Genomic DNA, 24,758 nt, shown 5'->3' on the forward strand with positions numbered 1-24,758 from the left:
TTTGTTCAGTTTTCAAAGGTCTACTTCATCGGGAGTGTTTCCCGATTCGTTTTTGGCTGCCGTAGCAACTTTTATATCATATCAGAGAGACAAGTAATTGTCAACTCTTTTTTAAAAGTTTTTTTTGATTTCGTTTTTCGAAATCTTACAGCAACTCATTTATCATAACTTGTCGTTTGTTATTTGTCAAGAACTTTTTTGAAGTTTTTTTCGATAGAATCAAGCTTCGCAAGCGGTCCTTTTTTAACGACTCAGTTATCTTATCATGTCATTTCTAACATGTCAACAACTATTTTATATGTTTTTTAAAATACTATTTTATTGCTTTGCTACTTAAAACAACAGAAATGAATATATCATGTAAATTTACACATGTCAATATATTTTTAACTCTATATCCCCACCTAGATTTGAATTTTGACCACATAAATTGAGCATGTCTCTATAGTAGAAAAATAAAGTCAAAAAAAGAACACATAACACGCTTGATGCTAAGTGTTCGACTGTTACAACTGTATGGAATGCTCAGTGACTTGATTAAAACAGTTAAAGTCTATTTATTTAAGATAAGCTGTTCCATCAACTGCTCATTGTATCCAATAAATAGAACTTCATCGATAATAATCAAAGGACGTCTGAGGAGGTTGGTATGTTGTGTGCATAAAAAAATCAGTTGTTTTTTTTCTACACAGGAAAGGTCAATCGCAATGTTGTGAAAAGCCTCAGACCAAGTCGCAAATAGCTGTTCTGCTTGCACTTCTTCAAAACTGCATAATTCTTCTGCTTCTTCTGTACTTAGATCGCGTTCTTCTAAGTCAACAAATTGATAAGGCAATTGATGGTGTTCTAACCATTGTTTCGCCTTCAGACTTGTTACACAGTGCGCTGATCCATAGACTTTCACTTCCACGAAGGCTCCCTCCCTATGAATTTAAGATGTTATTGTTTTGTAAATAGATCAGATTTCTGGCAACACATCGAATTTCACGAGGGACAAATGACCGGATCTCATCTTCATTAAATCCGATTAGTATTCTTTTTTCATCAATCAAAATAGGTCGTCTCAATAATGAAGGATATTCTTTGAATAAGACGATCATTTGCTTTAAAGTTAATTCGTTAAAATCTATGCCCAGCTTTTCGTAAATTTTCGACCGAGTGGAAATAATATCTTGAACTCCTCCTTCAGTCGCTGCCAAGATCTTTTTGATCTCACTTTCTGTTAACGGTTCGGCAAAAATATTCTTCTCTTCAAATTCAAGTTGATTCGCTTGCAACCATGCTCTTGCTTTTCTACAGGAAGTACAGCTAGGCGAAGTATATACTTTTATCATTTTCTCACTCCTTTTTAATTATAATCCAATTCTACAGTAATTTCTTTTAAAATACCAATTATTAGCTAATAAAATATAAAAAAAAATCAAAATAACTGATTATTTACGTTTGAATAATGAGAATTATTCTATATATTCTCTATTTTGATAATAGTATTCTCATTTTCAAAATAAATAAGGGAGGTGTGACAAAATTCTTGTCACACCTCCTTTTTCCGAATAAACGGTGTTCCAGAAATAACTTCTTCGAAAATAAGCTGAAATTTCACAAAAATTTGAGAAGCAATTTTCGTACATTCCTTCTTCTTTCTTGAAACTGACCACTTCTGTCACACCCTCTCTTCTATCACTTTCCTTTTTTCACACGACTCCCGGTTTCTTTGATAAATCTCGATACTTTCAATTTTCTTGAATTTTTCATTTGAGGTACACATAGATACAGACGATTTCTTGCTCTAGTCATCGCAACATAAAATAGTCTTCGTTCTTCTTCTATCGTCGTCACTGGTTCTGCTTTTATTTCATTAAAGTCGATTACTTTCTTTTCTGTCGCTCCGTTATAAGGCAAACTTCCTTCGTTACAACCAATCAAAAAGACATTTCGGTAACTAAGACCTTTACTTTTGTGAATGCTCTGGATACATAGTGCATCAAGTTTTCCTTGTCTGTAAGCAATCAAGCGGGTTTTTAATTCTTTAGCTGTCGCTTGGGTTTCTTGCGATAAGGCTTGGAGTCTTCTGAAAGTAGCATGCTGCTTTACTTCTTCTCGTATCCATTCTTGATCACTCTGGTCGATTTCCTTAGCTATACGTGGCAGATGAAGATAGCTTTGAACAAGCGAATAGATTTCTTGATGCTGGTCTGTTTTACGCAACGCTTCCTCAAACTCTCGGATTTCTGCAGATTTCGATTTTAAATTGGGGCTTATCGACAAAATATAATCTGCAACGGCTATATTTTGATATTTAGGAGAAAAGTATTGATCGCATTCACTTTTTTTCAGGTAGCAGTCTGCCATCAGCTGCCGGAGCAATTGCTGGTAGGCCTGATTTTTCTTTTGCAGATTCAGTGCTGTTTGCCAATGAACAATTTTTTGATAGAAATGTTGGAAAGACTTGATACCAAAGATACCTTCATATGGACTATCTGCTTCCAGTACAAAAGGAATATTCGTTTTCAGCAGAGATTGGACAAGCTGCTGCGTTTGTGAAGCTGATCGGTACAATATGATTGATTCCTTATATTTCCCATTTTTTTGAATAAATGTCTGAATTTGTTTGATTAGCCACTGACTTTCTGCTTTAGTATCAGAAAACAAATAGGCTTCCATAACGCCTGCTTCTTTTTGTGCTGGAATCATCGCCTTTGGTATCCGATCATTTTTATTATAGCTGATCAATCTATTTGCTCCTTGGACAATAGCTGCCCGAGAACGATAATTAGTTAATAAGAAAAGAGTTTTGGTAGGATATTCTTTTTCAAAGTTCTTGATGTATGCTGGCTCTGATCCTCTGAATCCATAGATACTCTGATCATCATCTCCAACAACAATCAACTTGATCCTGTTTTCCTTTGTCATCCGTTTCACGATTTCCCATTGAAGTGGATTAGTATCTTGAAATTCATCAATGAATAGATAATCATATTTTTGGCCGATATAATGCTGGATTTCCTCATTCTCCAAAGCGCTTTTCAGATTTTGGAGTACATCATTGAACTCTAGCAATTTCTGGCTTCTTTTTTGTTCTTGGAGTTCCATGAGCAATCCATACAGTCGTTCTGATATCGGCTGTCGTGCATTCTTATCAATGGAATCATATTTTTCTTTAACTAACTGAACCATTTCTTCTACTGAAAGGTTCATATTCTGCCAATAGTCTAACCGAGAAGCAATCGTTTTTTCTCCATATTGATCAAATATATAAAGATTATATTTACGTATCAGCTGTTGCAAAACAGCATTCACTTTTTGTGCAGTATCCTTTGAAAAGTCTCCTTGTATTCCTTGCATTGCTACTTCAGGAAATTTTCGACAAATTTCATTGTATATCCTAAAAAAGATACTATGGAATGTTCCGATATGGACAGCGGTTTTTCTCTGGCTGAAATTATCTACTCGTTTTTTTAGTTCATTTGCAGCGTTCCTTGTAAAAGTGATCATTAGTATGCGTTCTTCGTCTACTTGTTTTTGCGTCATCAGATAAACAGCTTTTGCACAGATTGTTTGCGTTTTGCCGCTCCCAGCTCCTGCTATGATTCGAAGATGTTTCTTCATATCATATGTGATAGCTGCTTTTTGTTCTTGATTGAAGCGATTATAGGAACGTTTCTCCATCATTTTAAAGAAAGAGCTGTTTCCTTCACTTTCTTTTACTTGTACTTCTTCCTCAATAAGTCCGGGTGCTTCGCCATAAGCCGCTTCATAGGTAGCAATGATTTCTTCTTGTAGCCGAAAGACTTGTTGAAGCTTTTTATACTTGTTCTCCCAGCGTTTCAATTCTTTTTGTAATCGGAGAATTTCTTTTTCATTCAACTGATTGATTTCCTTCCCATCTTTCTTCTTTGAATTTGTTTATTTCAAGTTGGTTATTTAAAGTTTCGTTGTCTATTTTTTCTTTATACTAACAGACCTTTCTAAAAATGAAAATGGGAAGCGATATGATTTTAGTTTTCTGAAAATTTTTCCTTTTTTTCAATCGTTTATGCTAAGATAAGGAAGACAAAAATATTCATAAAAGGTGATGAAAAAAATGCAGACTTCCTTTCACGAGGGGCGTACAATAGGACTTTTGCTGACATTTATCGGAGGAGCCATGGACAGTTATACTTATATCCAATATGGTGCTTTTGCCTCTGCTCAAACTGGCAATATCATTCTATCGATCATCCAAGCATTTGACGGAGAATGGCTAAGTGTTGGTAAAAAAGTATTGTCTACCCTTTTCTTTTTCTTAGGGATTCTTCTAACAAAGTATCTAATTGATTATTTTAGAAAAAAAGAAAAACATTTCTGGCGCTTGTTTGTTCTATATTATGAAGCAGTGATTTTTTTCTTTGTTAGTTTGACACCCGTCCATGAGCATCCCGCATTAGTAACGATTTTGATTGCTTTTACTGCATCGATCCAGTGGGTAGCTTTTGATAAAATCAACGGGCGTGCCTACACTAATTTATTTACAACTGGAAATTTAAAAGGGGTAGCAACGAACTTATATGATTATTGTATTTCTAAAGAAAAAGCAGATTTTGATCGATTTTTCCACTATCTAAGTGTCGTTCTTGCCTTTATCGCAGGAGCTATTGTCCTTGTTTTCTGTCATCATCTGTTTGGCGCCCATTCGATTTTGATCGTTTCCATTTTATTTTTGATCATGGCCCTCACTCAGACATTTCATTTATGGCAATTTTATCATACGAATCGGTTCACTATTTGATCTCAATGAATCAAAAAAACTAAGCAAGATGCTGCTCACAGAGAAATATCTGCGAGTGAGCAATTTGCTTAGTTTTTATATTATTTAGTTGTAAAGATTCCCTTTGCTTTCGGGTTATTTGTATTGTAGCGGATCGACTGGGCATCTGCCTCTTCTGTCATTTTCTTTGCCCGCATCTTGATTTCTTGTACGATTTGTTCTCCACATGCCGGATCGGCTACGAAATCATATTTGTCCCCATCGATCACTATTTTGGGACATATATCAAACTGTTCATACCACTCTTCGTATCGTCGATTGAGTTCTTTATAGTAGGAATAGAGTTCAGGATCTTGTTCTAGCTGTTCATATTCCCGGCCTCTTTTTTTGATTCTCGCTAACATAGTTTCAAAGGATACACGAATATAAACCAGTAGATCTGGTTTCTTTTGTGGCGAAATTTCTTCTAACTCCTTCAGCATCGTTTCTAAAAGACCTTCATACTGCTTTACTTCTACTTCAGAAACACGCCCTAAATCTGCATTCAAATGAAACAGCATACTATCTTCGTAGATGGAGCGGTCTAGTACGTTGTCATCATGGCTGAAAGCATCTTTGATTGCCAAAAAGCGTTTGTTCAAAAAGAAAATCTGTAATAAAAAAGTATACTTTTCTGGATTAGAATAAAATAGCGGCAATACTTCATTATCTTCCACGTTCTCATAAAAAGGTTTTGTTTCTAAATCTTGGGCAAGCATTTCAGTCAGTGTGCTTTTCCCTGCACCGATCGTTCCTGCAACAATGATCACAATTATCGGCATCCTTCCTGTAATAAAATCTGTTCTTCATTTTACTACTTCATTTATAGAAATAAAAGCCTTGACTTTATCTGCTCCTTAAAAGCTACTTCTCTAAAAGTAGCCAAAAGTAACTCCTATTCATGAAAATAAAGGCTGTGACAAAAGTCTTGTCGCAGCCCTTTTTTCAAATAAACAGTATTCTCCTGCCAACACCTCGGTCACAAGTGGCAATATTCATAAAACATGAAAAGCTGTTTTTTAACATTATTCCTTGTAACTCAGAGCTAAACGGGAGACTCACAACCTCTTTATGCTCTCAACATTTTATCTGTTTTTATTCTTCTATTGTACTTGATTTGCGTACAACTAACTGCCAGTGCAGATTATGAGCGGTATCATTGTCTTCTACTGCGCATTTCATGACACGTATCATCACACTATTTTCATAGATTTTTTCTATTTTTCCTTTTATTGGTGATTCAAATAAATCAGATTTAAATGCATATGTTTCGCCGACTTCAAACAATTGTTCATTTTCCATAAGAATCCCTCCATCACCTTTTATAAGGTCAGTAATTTTTTTAACATAAATCACTCGAAAAAGCACAAACTTGTCATAAAAAGTACTTTTCGTATCAAAACTGTCACTTTTTTTGGTAAGGTTCTTGGAAAACGAAGATTTTTTTAGGAAATCATGACGGTTTTGATGTCAAAACCACTTTTTATGAAACAAAAGACGTTTTTTATTTTTTTTAGCATAAAATTTGTGGTGGAGGTACGTATGAGATGAAAGATAAAGTTGTGAACAAATTATTAGAAGCCTTATTCAGCGGAGACAAATCGGAAGAAGATATGGTGTATGTCCAAGTAAAATTTGCCTTAGAAGTTTTATTGAATAATCTTGGAAAACTAGCGGTCGTTCTAGTCTTTTCTCTGGTGACAGGCTCATGGGCGGAAACAGGAATCACCTTTCTTTCTTATATATGCATCCGCAGATATGCTTATGGATTGCATTCCGACTCTGAATTCGTTTGTCTGCTGTGGACACTACTTTATTTATGGGGCGTTCCCTTGGTGATGAAACATCTGCAATTGACTATCTCCTTCCCAATGATGGTCTTTTTGTTACTGCTTCGCTATGGATCAAGAGGTACAGCAATCAATCCCATTGAACCCGAGAAACGTCCCCCATTATTAAAGAAGGCGATCAGCATGTTTCTAATTTTTTCTCTCATTACTTTATTTTCTCAGCTTCTTACTTTTCTACCTATTTGCTACTTGGGATTGTTTTAGAAATAGCTACGTTGCTTCCTATTACAAACTACTTGATGAATTTTGTAGGAATCTTTCATGAAAAAACAATCATTAAACAATTAACTAACTTATCTGACTTTTTTGTATCTGGCTGCTGCTTTGGTATGAGTTCTGAATTCAAAATCCCTGAAAAATTAAAAAAATAATACGCTAATTGTGCTATAATTTGGTAAAAATCAATGGGAGCTGTACTTTATGTTTTTATGGTCCATAGCGTTGCAATATTTGATTTACACAATTTGTATCTTATTGATTGACCATCACATCCGATACAAATATCTGTTTGCGGGAGTCATTCTGATTTCTTGTATTTTGATTGGATGGGTCTATTCGATTTTAGGGATTTTTACTGCTCTAATTGCTATAGGAATGCTGATGCTTACTTTTTTCTTCTTTTCGACTTCGCGTCAACAATTGGTTTACGCCCTTCCTTTTGGGTTATTGACGTCGCTTTTAGGAGATCACTTAACAAGCATCGGCGATTTTTTTGTTTTGAAATCTTCGGTTATTGAACCAGGAGATTCATTGCAGTATTTTCACATTGCCTTATCCGCTTTTTTATCTGCTTTATTAGCTTTTTGTTTTAAAAAAACGTTAGAGACTTGGTTTCACACTGTGGACCGCCGTATGATCGGTACGATCGGGACATTGATATTATTTACATACTATATCATTATTTTTTATACCCGTTTTTCTGGTGAAACACCTGATGTCTTAGCTTTGAATACGAGTTTTTTCATTCTATATCTGTGTGTTGGCCTGATCATCTTGGTTTATTATTGGAAAATCTCTAATAAGAAATTAGCTGATCAGTTATTAGAGCAACAAGTCAGGATGCAACAGGATTATATCAAAGATCTAGAAAAAAACTATCAAGACTTGAGAGAATTCAAACATGATTACCAAAATCTGCTTTTTTCTCTTCACAGCTATATTTCAGAAGGCGACTTAGAAGGATTACGGTCTTATTATGATCAAACGATATTACCTACACGCCAGATGATGAACCTTTTTCCGGCCAATCTAAGTATGTTGGATAATATGAAAGTTCCTGAGATCCGTAGTTTACTGTCATTAAAACTCATGATGGCACAGGAAAAAGGGTTGGTCGTCCAGCTTCATTTTCCTGAGCCAATCGAACTGGATACGAAACATACGGTAAACCTTGTACGTATGCTTGGTATTATCTTGGACAATGCGATTGAAGGAGCTAGTGCTGCAAAGAAGAAAAAAATCGAATTGACCATACTCAAGAAGAATCATTCCGTGATGATTCGTGTGATCAATACAACAACAAATACATTGCCGTTAAACCAGTTGAAACAAAAAGGGTTCTCAACAAAAACAAATCCAAAAAACGAAGGCCTTGGCTTGTTTATCTTGGATGAATTGACAAAGAACAATCCTTATCTTTTCCTTGAAACATCAATTGAAAACCAGCGTTTTTCTCAAACGATTTATATACAAATAAAATAAAGGAGTAATGATATGATTCCCATTTATATTTGTGAAGACGATCCAAAACAATTAGAAGTTTTATCAACGGTGATCAAAAATAGAATCATGATTGAAAACTTAGACAGTTATGTCCATATTTCTACCTCTGATCCGGAAGAACTTCTCAATGCAGCCAAGATCAGAACTTCTTCTTTTGGTATTTACTTTTTAGATATCGAACTAGAAGACAGTGAAATGGATGGTGTAGCGATCGGTAAATTGATCCGTGAATTAGATCCTTTAGGAAAAATAATCTATGTGACTTCCCATACGGAAATGTCGATGAAAATCTTAAAAAGCAACATTGAACCGACTGATTATATCGTCAAAGAAGATCTTTATGATTTAAAAGAAAATGTCGAGCATATCCTGAGCAAAATTTTCGAAGATTTTCAAATGTCCCAGATCCAAAAAGATATCTTCAAAATAGAGTTTAATGATGAGATCAAATTTTTACCGATCAAAGACATCCAATATTTTTCTACTTCGCTAGGAGCACCACATAAACTGGAAGTCCATTTGACTCATGCCCAATTACAATTCTATGAGAAGATCAAAGAAATCGAGAAAATGCATCGGAATTTTATCCGTTGTCATAAATCCTATGTTATCAATACACAAAATGTGCGGTCGATTAATAAAAAAACCAGAGAAGTCACGTTGGCAAACGGCGAGACCATCCCAGCCTCTATCCGTGGATTAAAGAAATTGATTTCATAAAAAGAACCGAATAGTTTGGACCGACTAAATGACCAGCCGATCCAAACCCTTCGGTTCTTTTTTGCCTATCAGTGCAAAAGCATTTCCTGTGCAATTTCACGTCCATCCATTGTATCTGGATAAAATGTTGGCCAATTCTCCATTTCTTTCAGCAATGCTTCTTGACTTTCATTTCCTGCATATAAATGAAAATGTTCGGAGTCAGCCGGTGCAATCGTGTGATCACTGAATTGAATATATCTAAAAGCGCCACTTTCCTTATCTTCTGCTTCGAATAGATACCTTACGCCACGGTTTCCTGCCTCGTAGGTCAAGATTTCTTTCCCTACATAACGATAATTTGAACGTTTCGTTGTTCCATCCTTAAACGTAAATGCCATCTCTTTCTCACTGATCTTGATTGAAGCAATATCTGTTTGATAGCCCTTCGTATAATATTCTTTATATTCTTGTGCTGTCTTATCCTGATTCAATTTTTCTTTATATTCAAAAACAGGATCAAATGTCCCATCTTCTATATACGTATCTACTGTTTGCCAAGTTCCTGCCCAATCTGAAAGAGAGCGATCTTGTACATCCTCGTCTTCGAAATAACCGTTATAGACGCTCTTTTCTTTTTTGGGGGTCAAAGTATCTTCTAACGGGTTTTCTGTCTCTGTCGTTTTTTTCAACGCTTCGAGGTTTGATTCCATGATAGAAAGATAGTTTTCTCCATTTTCTATTTGTTCATTCGTCAATCCCTCCAAAGGATTCAATACTTCTAAAGATACACCTGCTTCGTTTGCTAACGTTCTGGCAATACTATCTTTGGCGTTTTCTTCAAAATAAATATAGTTGATTCCATGTTCTTTAACAAAGTGTTTCAGTTCAGCAATTCTCGCCGCAGACGGTTCTTCACTAGAAGAAAGACCAGCAATCGATACTTGATTCAATCCATATTCTAATGCCAGATAGTTGAATGCAGCATGTTGCGTGACAAAAGATCTTTGTTTTGCTTGCTTAAAGGTTTCTTGATAAAGCTGATGGAGTGCTTGAAGTTTCTCGGTATAGGCTGCTGCATTTTTTGTCCATACTTCCTGTTTTTCTGGGTAAGCTTCAATCAGCTGATCACGTATGTTTGCTACCTGCTTGATTGCTAAACTTGGAGCTAGCCATACATGTGGGTCTAGCTCGTGTGTATGGCCTTCTTCCCCGTGTTCATGGTCATGATCATGTCCTTCTTCACTTCCCGGAAGTAAAAGCATACCTTCTGTCGCTTTTATCGTATGGACATTGCCTTCTTGTAATGTTTTTTGGATTGCGGGGACCCATGTTTCCATGTTTTCATCATTATAAACAAAGATATCTGTATCTTGGATCTTTGCCATGTCTTTAGCAGAAGGTTCATAATCGTGGGAATCAGTCCCTGCTGGAATCAATAACTCTACTTCTCCTTCATCCCCGACGATTGCTTTTGTAAAATCATACATAGGATAAAAGGTCGTCATCACGCTCAATTTTTCTTTACTGTCCTCGGCTTTCCTACTTGCCCCGCAAGCAGTTAACATACCTGCTAAAACCAGCATGGCCAATATACCTATCAATCGTTTCATTTATGACACTCCTCTTCTCATCTTCTTTCATTTGAATGTTCCGATTCGTCTTTCTCAAACCGTAATAGTTACGTTTTAGCAACAGGATTTAATTTATCATATGGTTAAAAGAACTGTCAAGCGTTTTCTTATTTTAATTGATGAGAAAGTTTATATGAATGATTGACGATATTTTTGCAATCAACCTCTATCATTTTCCTTTTATACCCGCTTTTGTCTATAATGAAGTTATAGATAAAGGAGGAAAAAGAGTGAAAAAAGAAACAGATACAACGAATCGTTTGATCCGCTTTTTAGGAGGAAAAACCTCTTACTATGTTTTAGGAATAGTTATCTTACTTGCGCTGATCATTTATTTTTTCCATCAGATCTCGTTTATATTCAAGCCTGTCGGGATCATTATCGCTACTATCTTGCCCCCATTATTGTTTGCACTGATCTTGTATTATCTTTTGGAACCAGTCATCAAACGTTTGAGCAAGCACCTTTCGAGGAACTTGTCAGTCATTATCGTTTATGTGATTATTTTATTTTTATTGGGGCTTGGAAGCGTATGGCTTGTTCCTTTTCTTGAAGAACAGGCAAAGACATTGATCAGTAGTTTGCCAGATTTGTTTCAAGATTTCCAAGAGAGTCTCCGACAATTTTTGGAGAAAACACCTTTTGCCGATTCATTTAATCAATTTTTCGCTTCTATTGACGACGTGACGTCTGATATAGCTGGATTTATTGGAAATTATTGGGAAAGTGGCGCACAACGGATCAGCAACATTTTTTCAACTGTTACAGCTATTTTTATTACTTTATTTACTGGTCCAATTGTCGCTTTTTTCCTTTTGAGAGATCCTCAAAAATTTTATCAGTCAGTTTTAGCGATTGTCCCACCAGCATTTCGTACAGATTTTAAAAATTTGACAAAGATTGCTAATCAACAATTGGGTTCATTTCTAAAGGGGCAAATCATTGCTTCATTTATCCTTGGAGCAGTCTACTGGGTTTGTTTCTTACTGATCGGATTAGAATTTGCTAGTGTTTTAGCTATTTCTGCTGGGTTGTTATGTATCATTCCATATATTGGGCCGTTTATCGCCTTCTTTCCAGGTTTGATCATTGCATTCCAAGACTCTACTTTTATGGCTGTCAAATTTGTCATTGTCTGGTTTGCCGTACAACTTCTCCACGGTGACTTGGTGATTCCTCGAGTAATGGGTGATCGTTTACAGATCCATCCGATTACGATCTTAATCGTTTTACTTGTCATGGGTGATCTAATGGGAATTGTGGGCGTTATTTTTGGTATTCCTATCTATACGTTAGTCAAATTACTCGTTACTTTTATTTTCCGTAAATTCAAACAACGCTACAATAAATTTTATGGCGATAAAGGAGAGTATGAAAACTCTTCATTTTCTGAAGAAGATTATTTTAAATAAAACACAAAGCGTCGATCTTACGAGAATAGCTCGTAGGAACGACGCTTTGTGTTTTTGTTTTAATTTTTCAGCAAAGCAATTGCCTGGTATGGTTTTAGCTCCAGACTTTGATGAAGAACAGTATCGGAATAATTATCGATAAGAATATTGGCTTCTGTGAATCCTTCTGGGATGGCGATCCTTGTATCTTTATCATAGAAATTTGTTAATACAAGCAGCTGCTGTCCTTCAAATTGGCGAAGAAAGCCATAAACTTCCGGATGATTTGCTTCATAAGAATGATAATCTCCTTGTGCAACGATTGGATATGTTTTTCTCAGCCGAATCAATTTCTTGTAATAGGACAAAATAGAATCTTCAGAAGATAGTTCTTTTTCTACATTAATCTCTTCTAGCTTGCCTCCAACTTTTAACCAAGGTTTCCCTGTAGTAAATCCTGCTTGTTCTGTGTCTGACCATTGCATGGGTGTTCGAGAGTTATCGCGAGATTTTGCTTTGATCCGACGAAACGCTTCTTTTTCTGTGAATCCTTGTTCAAGGAGTAACTTATAAGCATTCAAACTTTCTACGTCAATATAGTCGGAAATCGATGAATAGTCTGGGTCGATCATGCCGATTTCTTCTCCCATATAAATATAGGGCGTCCCACGGTTCAAATGGATCATGGTTGCTAGCATCTCTGCTCCTTGTTTTCGATACTGATCGATAGCTACAAATCGATTTAGCGCACGTGGCTGATCATGATTATTAAAAAATAGAGCATTCCAGCCGTTACCCTCACTCATCTTTTCTCCCCATGTATGAAATAGTCGCTTTAATTCTGCAAAATCAAATGGAGGAGTAGACCATTTATTCCCATTTTCATAATCGACTTTCAAATGATGGAAATTAAAGACCATTGATAATTCTTCTCTACTAGGTTCTGTATACAAGATACAATTTTCGATCGTCGTAGAGCTCATTTCACCGACTGTGATGATAGTGGAATCCGTCCCAAACGTTGCTTGGTTCAATTCTTTTAGATACGTATGGGTGATTGGTTTGTCCGTATATTCAGGTTTGCCATCATTTTCTTTATTATTTTTCAATTGTTCGTCTTTACCGATAACATTGATAACATCGAAACGGAATCCTTTTACCCCTTTTTCCATCCAAAAACGAACAACTTTGAATAGTTCCTCTCTTACTGCTTGGTTCCGCCAGTTCAAGTCAGCTTGTGTCCGATCATATAAGTGCAAATAATATTTCCCCGTATCTCCAAATGGCGACCAAGCACTTCCACCAAATTTTGATACCCAATCCGTTGGCTCTTCTCTTAAAATGAAGAAGTCCTGATAATGCTGGTCCCCTGCTAGTGCTTTTTTGAACCATTCATGTTCTGTCGAAACGTGATTCAGCACCATATCGAGCATGATTTCTATCCGGTATTTCTTTGCTTCGGCTATTAGCTGTTCGAATTCCTCCATCGTACCAAAGATAGGATCGATGGCTGTGTAATCAGAGATATCATAACCGTTGTCTTTTTGAGGGCTTGGATAAATAGGGTTTAGCCAAATCATGTCGATGCCTAGATCATTCAGATACGGGAGTTTTTCTTTGATTCCTTTTAAATCTCCAATTCCATCACCATTACTGTCTTTGTAAGATTTGGGATAGATTTGGTAAATGACTTTGTCTTTAAATGTCATGGATATTTACCTCCATTCAACTGATTTATTACCTACCACAACTTATATATACAAGTTATCATTTATTATTATAACTGAACCGAAAGCGTTTGTAAAATTTATCTTTATACATTCTAAGAGGTCTGTTGCCCAATAAAAAACAAGAGATCAGACATGTATTTGTCTATCCTCTTGTTTAAAATAGCAAAATATTCTTGTTTCTTCTATAAATGGTGCTCAAAAGCTTTTATCTACGGCAATCAGTCTTCTCAAATGTAAAACATGAGGAGCTAATTTTATTTGAGTATTCTTTTTGCTCGATGCAGGACAGCTTTTTCACAACCGCTGATTTCACAACCTCTGTTTTTATTCATTCGATTTCAACGCATCAATCATATCGATATGCTTTAATTTGAAATGGGTAACGATCATCACAATAACCGTGAATACGATAGTTAATCCTGCTGATAAGACATAAGCCCACCATGTGATCACTAATGGAAAGATGACATTCTCCATAGACGCTTGTTGCAAGATGAAGTCAGTCAATATATATCCTACACCAAATCCTCCGATGATTCCTAAAAGAGTAAAGATGATATTTTCTCGAACAATGTACATCGTGACTTCTTTATCAAAAAATCCAAGGACTTTTATTGTAGATAATTCGCGTACACGCTCGGAAATATTGATATTAGTTAGATTATACAAGACGATAAAAGCCAGCAGTCCTGATAATACGACAAAGATTAAGACAACCGAGTCTAAGTTCGCCATTGATTCTTCTTGCGTTTCGATTTGTTTGGACATGAAAGACGTATTTGTCACAGCGTCTGTGGCAAGCAGTTTCTCGGAAAGCATTTCTTCTTCTTTCGTTGTCATCTTATCTGTACGCAGCAAAAATGCATTATCCATCATCGATTGATCAGTAACTGAAGCATAATATTCAGGGGACATATAAATAAAGCTACCTAGATAGTTTTTCACGATTTCTTTTACTTCGACTTTCCATTCTTTTTGATCTTCATCATAAAGCGAAATATGATCTCCTGTAGATAAGTCAAATAGTTCTGCTGCTTTTTGCGTAATAGCGATTCCTGTTTTAGGCAAGGAGCGTGGGTTCTCTTCAAGATCAGTTAAATGGATAAAACGATCCAAATCAGCTGTTTTACTTGGTACGATCACTGTCAGACTTTGCGAAGCATGTCCTTTTTTTCTCAATTCTACGGTTTGAGTATGAATAGCTAGGATCTCATTTACTTTTTCTTGCTTCTGCAGCATATCCGCTGCTTTTTGACGACTATCTTCCGTGGATGAATCCAATGTAACGATTGCTTGATAGTCAATGATCGGTCCAAATTGTTTGGCTGAGACAGAACTTAGAGAATCTTTTAATCCCACGCCTGCAACCATCAGCCCGGCACATCCAGCAATTCCGATAATCGCCATAAGCATTCTTGACTTATATCGGAAGAGATTTCGGTAACTGATTTTTTGATTAAAGCTAAGGCGTGACCACAGCGGAGTGATGTATTCAAGAAAAATGCGTTTCCCTGGCTTCGGTGCTTTCGGTTGAAGCAATGCAGCAGGCCGTTCTCTTAAATCTTTGAATAAAACGATCATTGCAGCGCCAAATGCGGCAATGAAGAATGCGGCAGCTGCTTGTAAAATCGGCGGCCAGTCATAAAAAATAAGCGCACTCCCAATATCATACCGCTCGTTAGACAGCTCAAAAATGATCCTTGGCAAAAGATTCGTTCCTAATATCGTTCCTAAAACAATGCCTATCCCTGAGGCTAGACTTGCATAGATTGCATATTTTTTTGCGATTTCAACTTTCGTATAACCTAACGCCTTTAATGTCCCGATTTCCCTGCGGTTTTCTTCTACCATACGTGTCATTGTCGTAAAGGTGATCAATGCGGCAATAAAGAAAAAGAAAACAGGAAAAACATTAGCAATCGCAGCGATACGATCAGACAGATCACCAAATTCTTGAAAACCGACATTTTCTGAACGTTCATTGTATAGGTATGATGGTTTAGTTAAATTTTCAATTTTTTCTGCATTTCGATTCAATTCTTCCTCTGCAGAGGCCAGTTCACGTTCTTTCTCAACTAATTGCCTTTCTTGTTCAGCAAGTTGAGCTTCTTGTTGAGATAATGTTTGAACAGCGATTGTTCGTTGCGCTTCAGGAAGCTGCTGGATAGCTGCTGACTGTTGCGCTAACTGTTTTTTAGCATCTTCTAACTGTGTTCTTCCCTGTGCTATTTGTGCTTTGCCTTCTGTTATTTTTTGCTGTGCTGGTTCTAATTCTTCGTTGGCCGATTTTTTCAGCTCTTCTAAGCGTTCTTCGGGTCGATCTTGTAAATACTTTTCTGCCTTTTCTTGATTTTGCTCCATTTTATCTTTGTAAGCTTTGCTGTACGTATTCAAATTCTTTACGTTTGTAAAATCAAGATATAAGACAGAATAAATATCTGTTTTAAAAGCGGATTCAGGCAAATAGACAAAATAATCGACGCTACCATTTCCGATGTTCGCGTATCCTCTCTCCAAATTGTTGATGAACAATGGAGAACGGACAAAGCCCGTGATGGTATACTCTTTTTCTTTCAATTCATCTGAATCAATCTGATAAATATCACCGATTTTATACCCTTCATCTTCCGCTTTTTCATCCAATACAAGCTGGTTTGGTTTTTCCGGGAGTTTTCCATCAGTTAATTGTAGCTTGTTCTGCTTGTTATTTTTGTTATAAGAAAATATTTGAATCACTTCGTTTTTGCCAGTATTGGAATAATAGATCTGTTTTCCTGTTTCTACTTTTGCATCTGGGATCTTTTCTGCTTGAGCAATATCTTTTTGTGTCAAGCCACCAGTAGAAACGATTTGCAAATCAGAAAGTCCTGCTGTACCAACATAGTGATCCATCGTTTTTTGCATGACAGGTCCAGCAGTTTTGACACCTACAAATAAAAGTGTTCCTAGCATGACAATAAGGATGATTGCAATGAATCGTCCTTTAGATTGCCGAATTTCGCGAAAACCTGCTTTAAGATATGTTCTTGTTTTCATAAAATCCCCCTACCATACAATCTCATCAATGGATGAAGGATGATCATTTAATTCAACAGACCTTACTTTAGCATCATTAATGTGAATGACTCTATCAGCGATGGGCGCTAAAGCAGAATTATATGTAATGATCAAAACGGTATTGCCGTGTTGTCTGCTAGCGTTTTGCAATAATTTCAATACTTGCTTGCCCGTTTCAAAATCCAGCGCGCCTGTCGGTTCATCACATAAAAGAAGTTTGGGATTTTTAGCTAGTGCACGAGCAATTGAAACCCTCTGCTGTTCGCCTCCTGATAATTGGGACGGAAAGTTATTCAATCGATGAGCTAGGCCCACTTGCCTCAATACCTCTACAGGATCAAGCGCATCAGGAGAAACTTCCGTTGCCAATTCCACATTTTCTTTTGCTGTTAGATTAGGAACGAGATTGTAGAATTGGAAAACGAACCCTACATCTGTTCGTCGGTAAGCAGTAAGCTGTTTATCTGAAAATTGCGCAATATCTGTGTCATCAATAATGATCTGACCTTCATCAGGTGTATCCATCCCACCTAAAATATTAAGAATCGTTGACTTTCCTGCTCCACTTGGACCAAGTATAATCACTAATTCGCCTTTTTCAATTGAAAAAGAAATATCGTCATTTGCTGTAATGGTCGTTTCTCCCATTTTGTATCGTTTGTATTCATTTTTTACTTCGACATACTTCACTCTGATTCCTCCATTTTCACGATATTTCTCGCTATATCTATGCATCGAATGCGTTTTCTCACACTTATTTATTTTACCACTGAATTTCTCTAGACTAAAGAAAGGAATCCTTTATTTAGTTGACAAATAAACGATTTATGATTTACTTACATAAAAAACATTGTTATTTGAAAGAAGGAACATCATGAATGATTTAAAGGAAAATATGATTTTTGATTTATCAAAAACTGCTTTTGTCGCGATCGACATGCAAAAAGGGATCGTAAATAACGGTACACTCTCTCCACACACTGCACAATCTATTCTGACAAACAATGATTTGTTAGCAAAAACATTGAAACGTACCGCTGCCTTGAAAGTTTTAGTGAATGTAGACATCACTACTTTCTCTTATCTAAGTCATCAGACAGATGCTGGAGGAATATCTGCTTTGTCTGCTCCGGCAGAATTCACTGACTTGTTGTTGAAGGATTCCTTGAAAGATACAAACAATATGTTGACTATCACAAAATACAATCCAAGTGCCTTTTTTGGTACTTCTCTTGATCTTCAACTTCGCCGGCGTGGAATCGAAACTATCGTTTTAAGCGGTGTAGCGACAACAAAGGGTGTATATGCTACTGCATTAGATGCCTTCCAACATGGGTATCATGTCGTACTTGCTGAAGATGCTTGCAGTGATCGTGACAAAGAATCCCATCAATTGTTCATAAAAAAGATATTTCCGAAAACTGCACGAGTACGCTCAACGAAACAAATAATCGAAGCTATCCAACAAAGCAAATAAGTACTGGCACACGTGATTTTCATTTACTTCTTTTTGATTTCATGGGAAAATAACCACAGGATTTAGATAGGAGTATGAACATGGTGAAAAAAAAGATCACAATCAAAGAAGTCGCTAAACTTTCCGGCGTTTCAATCACAACTGTCTCCTTGATATTAAATGGAAATACGGAGAAATTCAGTCCGAAAACTGTTCAGAAAGTTTTAGCTGCCAAAGAAGAATTAGGCTATCAGCCTGACTATTTTGCTAGACAAATGATTACCAAGGAAACGAAAACAATTGGTGTACTCGTTCCTGATATCACGAATCCATTCTTCAGTACACTGATGCGAGGAATTGAGGATATCTTGTATAAGCAGAATTTCGTCACGATATTATGTAATGCTGATTCTGATCATCAAAAAGAAATCGAATATCTAGCCGAGCTCACACGTCGAGGTGTGGATGGATTCATTATCGCGACTTCTGCTGTCTCTACAGATGCAATCAACGAAAATTTGAAAAAACAAGGCCGGCCCTTCATTGTTTTGGATCAGAAAAAATCTGAAGGATTTAGTGATGCCGTACGAACAGACGATTTTCGCGGTGGTTACCTAGCGGGCATGCACTTGCTTAGTCTAGGTCATCAAACGATCGCCCTTGTCTATCCTGAAAATCCGCCGGAAAATGTCCACGCTCGGATTGAGGGGTTTAAATCTGCTCTTGATGTTTACCAAATCTCTCACGACCAACTGATCCTCTTACCTACACAGTTCTCAAAACAAGGTGGCTACCAAATCACAGCAGAACTTCTTGATTCTGCTGCAACTGGTGTGTTTGCTTTAAATGATGAATTAGCTTTTGGATTATATCGCGGATTAGAGGAATCTGGAAAAAGCATTCCTGAAGACTACAGCATTATTGGCTATGATAATATAGATATGTGCGAGTATATCAAGCCGAAACTGACAACGATCGCACAACCGATCTTCGAATTGGGACAAACATCTGCCAAATTATTGTTAGATCGGATCCAATTCCCAGAAAAAGAATGGGAAGAAAAAAGATTACCTGTACGATTAGAAAAAAGATTTTCAACTGCACCCTTGAAATAGCTTTCAAGGTGTGCTATATTTTTATCGAACTATTAAAACGTTTTACTAAAACGTTTTAAAAAATAATTTTTCCCATCAAAATAAATGAGATAGTTGGAGGTTTGTAAAATGAACACGGTTACAGTAATTGGAAGTATTAATATGGACACTACCCTTCGTTTAACCAACATGCCCAAGCCAGGCGAAACAATGCATGCGCATGAGATTTTTCACGCTGGCGGAGGTAAAGGTGCCAATCAAGCAGTGGCAGCCAAACGTTCAGGCGCACGGACATCTTTTATTGGAGGCGTTGGGGCTGACAGCGAAGGACAACAGTTATTAGATCTACTGACAAAAGAAAACATCGATACATCTGGGATAGCTGAAATCCAAGGCGCCACAACCGGACAAGCAATGATTATGGTAGACGCAGCAGGAGAAAATAGTATCTTGATCCATGCAGGTGCAAATAATGCTTTCCATGAACAAGAAGTCCTAAAAAACAAGCAACTGATTACAAACAGTGACTTTATTATTGCTCAGTTTGAAAGTAGCTTAGATGCGACGATCCTAGCTTTTTCTATTGCAAAAGACGCAGGAAAAACAACGATCCTGAATCCTGCACCAGCTCGTGAAACGATCCCTACTGAACTACTTGAAAAAACAGATATCATTATACCAAATGAAACAGAAACAGAAATCATTACAGGAATCAGAGTGACAGATCATAACAGTTTGGTCGCAGCAGCCGAAAAACTCCATGAATTAGGTATTGGAACAGTAATCATTACACTAGGCAGTGCCGGCGCTTTCTATCATACAGAAAAAGAACACGGTATCGTCCCTGCTTTTAAAGTGGATGCCGTTGACACAACAGCCGCAGGTGATACATTTATTGGCGCATTAAGCAGCACACTTCAGCCAGACCTTAGTAACTTGAAAGAAGCGATCCTTTATGGAAATCTAGCCTCTTCTGTTGCTGTGCAGTCTTATGGTGCGCAACCTTCTATCCCTTACCGCGAAGCTTTAGAACAATCAGCAGTCTAAAATTAACAATGAGAGGAAGAAACAAACATGAAAAAAGGAAAAGTAATCAATTCAGATATTTCACGAGTAATCGCACAAATGGGGCACTTTGATAAATTAAGTATCGGGGATGCAGGCATGCCTGTCCCCTTTGGTACTGAAAAAATAGATTTGGCTGTCTCAAACGGTCTTCCAAGCTTTTTATCTGTTTTAGAAAACGTTTTAGAAGAACTTGAGGTACAATCGATTGAATTGGCGGAAGAAATAAAGACAATGAACCCGGAAATATTGGAAAAAATCAAATTATTGTTACCAGATACACCGATTAGCTTTATCCCACATGAAGAAATGAAAAAAGAGTTGAATAACTGTCATGCATTTATTCGTACAGGCGAAATGACACCTTACGCCAATATTATATTAGTGAGTGGAGTGGTCTTCTAATGGAAACGACAATGAATCCTGAACAGATGGTACTGTCCGAGCAGATTCATATGCTGATTGAACAGTTGGGAGGAAAAGACAATATTGATTCTGTCCTTCCATGTGCGACTCGGCTTCGTATCAAATTGAAAAAACAGCCAGTAGCCAATGCAGAAAAATTAAAACAGCAAATCCCTTCCATTAAGTATTTCATTTTACTCGATAGATATGCAGAAATAATCATGGATCAGGGATTGGCTCCTGCTTACAAGGAATTAACGCGTCAAATCGATCATTCAGCTCCTAAAGAAAAGCTAAATCCGATCGAAAAACTATTTGGTTTGATATCGGAAATCTTTACGCCGATCATTCCGCTGTTTGCCGGTTCTGGTATATTAAAAGGTCTGGTTGTTTTAGCGACTACGATTGGCTGGCTTAGTGAAACAAGCGGAACTTATCATATTTTGTCTGCTGCGTCGAATGCCGTCTTTTATTTTCTGCCAATCTTTCTTGCTTTTTCTGCCGCCAAAACGTTTAAAGTGAATGGATATATTGCGGCTGTCATTGCTGCAGCACTGATTGAACCGAATCTGACCTCTTTACTTTCAGACAGTGGCAAAGCAGCTACTGATTTTCTGGGGATTCCTGTAGTACTGATGCAGTATACGTCTACTGTCATGCCGGCGATTTTAGGTATTTTCTTTTATTCTTTTGTTGAAAAATTCCTCAAAAAATATATTCGCGAAAATATGCAATTAGTATTTGTACCTTTACTTTCATTAGTTATCACGGTTCCTTTGACGTTAATGGTATTCGGGCCTGCGGGTGTTTACCTTGGCGAAGGTTTAGCTGCCGCAATTACTTGGATGATGGATATTAACGGACCGATCAGCGGCGCAATCATCGCTGGTGGTTGGAATATTTTGGTAATATTTGGTATCCAATGGGCTGTAAACCCTGTCATGATCAGTAATATTTCTGCTTATGGGTTCGACCGAATCGTTCCGTTGACAGGAGCAGCCAATTTTGGAATGGCTGGTGCAGCTTTAGGTGTATTTCTACGAAGTAAACGTTCAAAAACTCGTTCGATCTCCGGTTCTGCTTTTGCTTCGATTTTACTTGCGGGAGTGACCGAACCAACTGTTTACGGAATTGCGATCCCATTGAAAAAACCATTTGTTGCTGCTTGCATTGGTGCAGCTGCTGGTGGAGCTGTAATGGGATTTGCCCAAGTGAAAGCGATCGCTTTTGTATTTGGTAGTCTGACCACATTGCCTGCATTCATTTCCGGTACTTTTTTCTGGTACTTAGCAGGACTGGCTGTTAGTCTAGTCGTAGCAATGATTACTACTCTCGTTAGCGGGTTTGATGAAGACCTAATGTCTTATGAATAGTTAATGAAAAAGACTGAAGTATGAGATGTTTATCACATATTTCAGTCTTTTTCTTTTTAGGATCATTATTTTTATAAATTTTTGTGATACTTTCCAAACTTTGGTATAATTTACATATGCATAACCATTTTTATCCCACTTGTTTATCCCCAAACAAAGGTGGTCTATGCAATAAAATGAACGTCAATGAAAAACGAATGAATGCTCGTTGCTTATTTACAAATTGTTTTATTTAGAATACACAGACAGATTTATGAAAAGAAAAAGCTTTTCGACACGATTATCTGTTCCAAAAAATGTCTAATGAATGCTGAATAAGACAGAAAATCAATGAAAGGAAAAGGACTAGTTTATTATGAAAAATAAAAAAACGATACGTTTGCTAGCTGCTACTTGGCTGATTGCTCCGTCTGTTTTGTCGACCAATACCGTATTTGCCGTAGATAATCAAACAGCTGATCAAACAGTCACAACAGATACGACTACATCCAGCTCAGCTACTAGTGAAACAACGGATTCTTTTACAGAAGACCCAACTGGAACAACTAACTCAACAACAGGATCGACCGAGCCAACTGAAATTGATCCGGCTGATCCATCAGAAAATGAAAAGCCAGCCGAGACATATTCCCTTACAATTGCTCCTTCTTTGATTGGTAAGATCCAACTGACTGCTTCGACAGCGGATTCCCCTGAACAGCAACCTTTGGATATTACGGAAAGTGGAACGGTAGAAGGTTTATTAGCGGAAACGAAGGTAACTTACACTATTACGCCAGCTGAAGGTGAACAAATTGCTTCAGTCGCTGTTAATGGTGCCAAAGAAGTAAATTATGATGCAAAGACCTTTACAGTAGGTACGAACAATTTATCTATTACTGCAGAATTTGAACCTGTACCGGATACTTCAACAGAGAAACCAACTGATCCTAGTGAAGAAGTCCCTAGTACACCACATCCGGAAACGCCAAACAAACCAGATGTGGGTAATAACAACAATAATAATGGTTCAAACAATAATAACAATAATTCGAACAGCGGGAATTCTTCGAATCAAACAAACCCATCTGGATCGAATAACAATGGAAATACTCAGAGAGAACCAAACCATCCAAACAATGGTTCATCAAATGGCGGAACGAACAATGCTTCATCTCGTCCAAATACAGCAAATCAAAGCGGTATAGAGAATCCATCTTCTGCTTCTTCTGATTTTGTTGTAAAATCACCAATTGATGCTGTATTGCCTACAAATACAACGAATGTCCAACAAGCAATCGTTCGAGAAGCATTCAAGCATCTTGGAAAACCATATGTATGGGGAGCAAAAGGTCCAAATACTTTTGACTGTTCTGGTTTGACTTATTACGTATATATGAAAGCAACCGGTCATTATATCGGTGGCTGGACAGGCGAACAGCAATATGCAGGTACACAGATTCCAGTAAGTCAGGCCCAACCTGGTGATCTCGTCTTCTGGGGACCTTCTTCTGGTGTTACCCACCACGTAGGTATCTATATTGGGAACGGACAATTTATCCATGCGCCTCAACCAGGAGATAAAGTTCGAGTAACTTCTATTTCAGATTTCACGCCTGATTTTGCTGTCCGAGTAAACTTAGCAGGTTTACCTGCTGCTTCAGGTTCGCTGACAGGCGGCTCATCTATTTTAGATGGATTAGATGGCTCGTTCCATTTCAGTCAAAACCAAACAACTGATCAGTTCTTGAAAAAGATTGCAGATGATGCACAGGAAATCGGGCAAAAAGAAGGAATCTACGCATCAGTCATGATGGCTCAAGCTATCCTTGAAAGTGGATCTGGAAACAGCTTATTATCAAGCGAACCAAATCATAACCTTTTTGGTATCAAAGGATCATATAAAGGAAGCAGCGTGACCTTCAATACACTTGAACAAGATAGTTCCGGACAAAGCTACCAAATCCGCGCACAATTCCGTAAATATCCTTCTTACAAGGAAAGTTTGGAAGACTATGCCGACTTGATCAAAAATGGACTGACTGGCAATCCTGATTTCTACAAACCAACTTGGAAGTCGGAAACAAAAGACTACAAAGAAGCAACCAAATATTTGGAAGGACGTTATGCTACAGATCGCCAATATTCACAAAAATTGAACGCGATCATCGAAGCGTACGACCTGACAAAATATGATGAACCGAAAAAAGAAGCAGCAACAACTGAAGAAGCAAACGCTGAAATCCTCAATATGTCTAAGCGATTCGATGTGCCAATCAAATGTACAACAGATGGCGTGCCAATCACAGGATTAGAATTTTCAACGATAAAACGCGTCAACAACGCTTCTTCCATCTTCCGTGTCGCTTCAATCTGGGATTTGTGGAACAATTTTACGGCAAGACAGATACCAGAAACAACTACTCGTACAGTTAAAGCTGCAACTGTTCCTGTACTAACCTTGTTAAGTTTAGACAAATCATTCTGGCTTGATCTGCCTTTAAAGAAATAGAATAA

At 37.3% G+C, this 24,758-nt stretch carries 19 protein-coding genes and 1 pseudogene; 11 read left to right on the forward strand and 9 right to left on the reverse strand.

Annotated elements, in window-relative coordinates; all coding sequences use genetic code 11:
- Positions 1 to 553: 553 nt before the first annotated feature.
- The 3 genes from DIZ30_RS03085 to DIZ30_RS03095 all read right to left on the reverse strand — a co-directional run bounded on the left by DIZ30_RS03085 (position 554) and on the right by DIZ30_RS03095 (position 3,867).
- On the reverse strand, positions 554 to 910 hold the full coding sequence (locus DIZ30_RS03085; RefSeq protein ID WP_002297829.1) for a Spx/MgsR family RNA polymerase-binding regulatory protein: 357 nt from the start codon (positions 908 to 910) through the stop codon (positions 554 to 556).
- Between the two features lie 13 nt (positions 911 to 923).
- Positions 924 to 1,334, reverse strand: a complete 411-nt coding sequence (locus tag DIZ30_RS03090; protein WP_002286258.1) for a Spx/MgsR family RNA polymerase-binding regulatory protein — start codon at positions 1,332 to 1,334, stop codon at positions 924 to 926.
- 346 nt (positions 1,335 to 1,680) lie between these two features.
- Positions 1,681 to 3,867 carry an ATP-dependent helicase gene (locus DIZ30_RS03095; protein ID WP_002317494.1) on the reverse strand — a complete coding sequence of 729 codons (2,187 nt, stop codon included), beginning with the start codon at positions 3,865 to 3,867 and terminating at the stop codon, positions 1,681 to 1,683.
- A 217-nt stretch (positions 3,868 to 4,084) separates the two neighbouring features.
- Here DIZ30_RS03095 and DIZ30_RS03100 point away from each other — a divergent pair, with 217 nt between their 5' ends.
- Complete coding sequence (locus DIZ30_RS03100) at positions 4,085 to 4,768, forward strand: YoaK family protein (protein ID WP_002286265.1); 684 nt, start codon at positions 4,085 to 4,087, stop codon at positions 4,766 to 4,768.
- Between the two features lie 80 nt (positions 4,769 to 4,848).
- Here DIZ30_RS03100 and DIZ30_RS03110 read toward each other — a convergent pair whose 3' ends face one another.
- Both DIZ30_RS03110 and DIZ30_RS03120 read right to left on the reverse strand, forming a co-directional pair.
- Positions 4,849 to 5,568 (reverse strand): deoxynucleoside kinase, encoded by a 720-nt coding sequence (locus DIZ30_RS03110; protein WP_109023082.1) that lies wholly within the window; start codon positions 5,566 to 5,568, stop codon positions 4,849 to 4,851.
- A 313-nt stretch (positions 5,569 to 5,881) separates the two neighbouring features.
- Entirely contained in the window at positions 5,882 to 6,088 is a 207-nt protein-coding gene (locus tag DIZ30_RS03120) for a hypothetical protein (protein WP_002286271.1), read from the reverse strand.
- Between the two features lie 245 nt (positions 6,089 to 6,333).
- On the opposite strand from DIZ30_RS03120, the pseudogene DIZ30_RS03125 reads away from it, so the two are divergent.
- From DIZ30_RS03125 to DIZ30_RS03135, 3 genes and pseudogenes are all read left to right on the forward strand, one after another.
- Positions 6,334 to 6,905 (forward strand): annotated as a pseudogene (locus tag DIZ30_RS03125) (accessory gene regulator B family protein); the annotation flags it as partial.
- A gap of 151 nt (positions 6,906 to 7,056) precedes the next feature.
- Complete coding sequence (locus DIZ30_RS03130) at positions 7,057 to 8,337, forward strand: sensor histidine kinase (RefSeq protein ID WP_109023083.1); 1,281 nt, start codon at positions 7,057 to 7,059, stop codon at positions 8,335 to 8,337.
- A 12-nt stretch (positions 8,338 to 8,349) separates the two neighbouring features.
- Complete coding sequence (locus DIZ30_RS03135) at positions 8,350 to 9,078, forward strand: LytTR family DNA-binding domain-containing protein (protein ID WP_002286278.1); 729 nt, start codon at positions 8,350 to 8,352, stop codon at positions 9,076 to 9,078.
- Positions 9,079 to 9,146: 68 nt separating this feature from the next.
- On the opposite strand, the gene DIZ30_RS03140 is transcribed toward DIZ30_RS03135, so the two are convergent.
- Positions 9,147 to 10,670 (reverse strand): zinc ABC transporter substrate-binding protein AdcA, encoded by a 1,524-nt coding sequence (locus DIZ30_RS03140; protein WP_109023084.1) that lies wholly within the window; start codon positions 10,668 to 10,670, stop codon positions 9,147 to 9,149.
- 158 nt (positions 10,671 to 10,828) lie between these two features.
- Here DIZ30_RS03140 and DIZ30_RS03145 point away from each other — a divergent pair, with 158 nt between their 5' ends.
- A complete protein-coding gene (locus tag DIZ30_RS03145; RefSeq protein ID WP_002298490.1) occupies positions 10,829 to 12,103 on the forward strand; it encodes an AI-2E family transporter in 1,275 nt (424 codons plus the stop codon).
- A gap of 59 nt (positions 12,104 to 12,162) precedes the next feature.
- On the opposite strand, the gene treC is transcribed toward DIZ30_RS03145, so the two are convergent.
- The 3 genes from treC to DIZ30_RS03165 all read right to left on the reverse strand — a co-directional run bounded on the left by treC (position 12,163) and on the right by DIZ30_RS03165 (position 17,559).
- Positions 12,163 to 13,791, reverse strand: a complete 1,629-nt coding sequence (gene treC, locus DIZ30_RS03155; protein WP_109023086.1) for an alpha,alpha-phosphotrehalase — start codon at positions 13,789 to 13,791, stop codon at positions 12,163 to 12,165.
- 345 nt (positions 13,792 to 14,136) lie between these two features.
- Positions 14,137 to 16,848, reverse strand: a complete 2,712-nt coding sequence (locus DIZ30_RS03160; protein ID WP_002298486.1) for an FtsX-like permease family protein — start codon at positions 16,846 to 16,848, stop codon at positions 14,137 to 14,139.
- A gap of 9 nt (positions 16,849 to 16,857) precedes the next feature.
- Positions 16,858 to 17,559, reverse strand: a complete 702-nt coding sequence (locus DIZ30_RS03165) for an ABC transporter ATP-binding protein (protein ID WP_109023087.1) — start codon at positions 17,557 to 17,559, stop codon at positions 16,858 to 16,860.
- A gap of 184 nt (positions 17,560 to 17,743) precedes the next feature.
- Here DIZ30_RS03165 and DIZ30_RS03170 point away from each other — a divergent pair, with 184 nt between their 5' ends.
- The 6 genes from DIZ30_RS03170 to DIZ30_RS03195 all read left to right on the forward strand — a co-directional run bounded on the left by DIZ30_RS03170 (position 17,744) and on the right by DIZ30_RS03195 (position 24,753).
- Positions 17,744 to 18,346, forward strand: coding sequence for a cysteine hydrolase (locus DIZ30_RS03170; protein WP_109023088.1), 603 nt, complete (start codon positions 17,744 to 17,746; stop codon positions 18,344 to 18,346).
- An 80-nt stretch (positions 18,347 to 18,426) separates the two neighbouring features.
- On the forward strand, positions 18,427 to 19,440 hold the full coding sequence (gene rbsR / locus DIZ30_RS03175) for a ribose utilization transcriptional repressor RbsR (RefSeq protein ID WP_002298484.1): 1,014 nt from the start codon (positions 18,427 to 18,429) through the stop codon (positions 19,438 to 19,440).
- Between the two features lie 108 nt (positions 19,441 to 19,548).
- Positions 19,549 to 20,466: a ribokinase gene (gene rbsK, locus DIZ30_RS03180; RefSeq protein WP_002286294.1), complete on the forward strand. Its 918-nt coding sequence runs from the start codon at positions 19,549 to 19,551 to the stop codon at positions 20,464 to 20,466.
- Between the two features lie 27 nt (positions 20,467 to 20,493).
- The gene (gene rbsD, locus DIZ30_RS03185) at positions 20,494 to 20,889 is read left to right on the forward strand and encodes a D-ribose pyranase (protein WP_002286295.1); all 396 of its coding nucleotides are present in this window, start codon (positions 20,494 to 20,496) and stop codon (positions 20,887 to 20,889) included.
- A complete protein-coding gene (locus tag DIZ30_RS03190; RefSeq protein ID WP_002286296.1) occupies positions 20,889 to 22,262 on the forward strand; it encodes a PTS transporter subunit EIIC in 1,374 nt (457 codons plus the stop codon). The genes rbsD and DIZ30_RS03190 overlap by 1 nt, the downstream gene beginning before the upstream one ends.
- A 355-nt stretch (positions 22,263 to 22,617) precedes the next feature.
- Positions 22,618 to 24,753 (forward strand): glucosaminidase domain-containing protein, encoded by a 2,136-nt coding sequence (locus tag DIZ30_RS03195; protein ID WP_109023089.1) that lies wholly within the window; start codon positions 22,618 to 22,620, stop codon positions 24,751 to 24,753.
- The last annotated feature ends 5 nt before the right edge of the window (positions 24,754 to 24,758 follow it).

Source organism: Enterococcus sp. H57, assembly GCF_003112495.1.
In the GTDB taxonomy this organism is placed as follows: domain Bacteria; phylum Bacillota; class Bacilli; order Lactobacillales; family Enterococcaceae; genus Enterococcus_B; species Enterococcus_B faecium.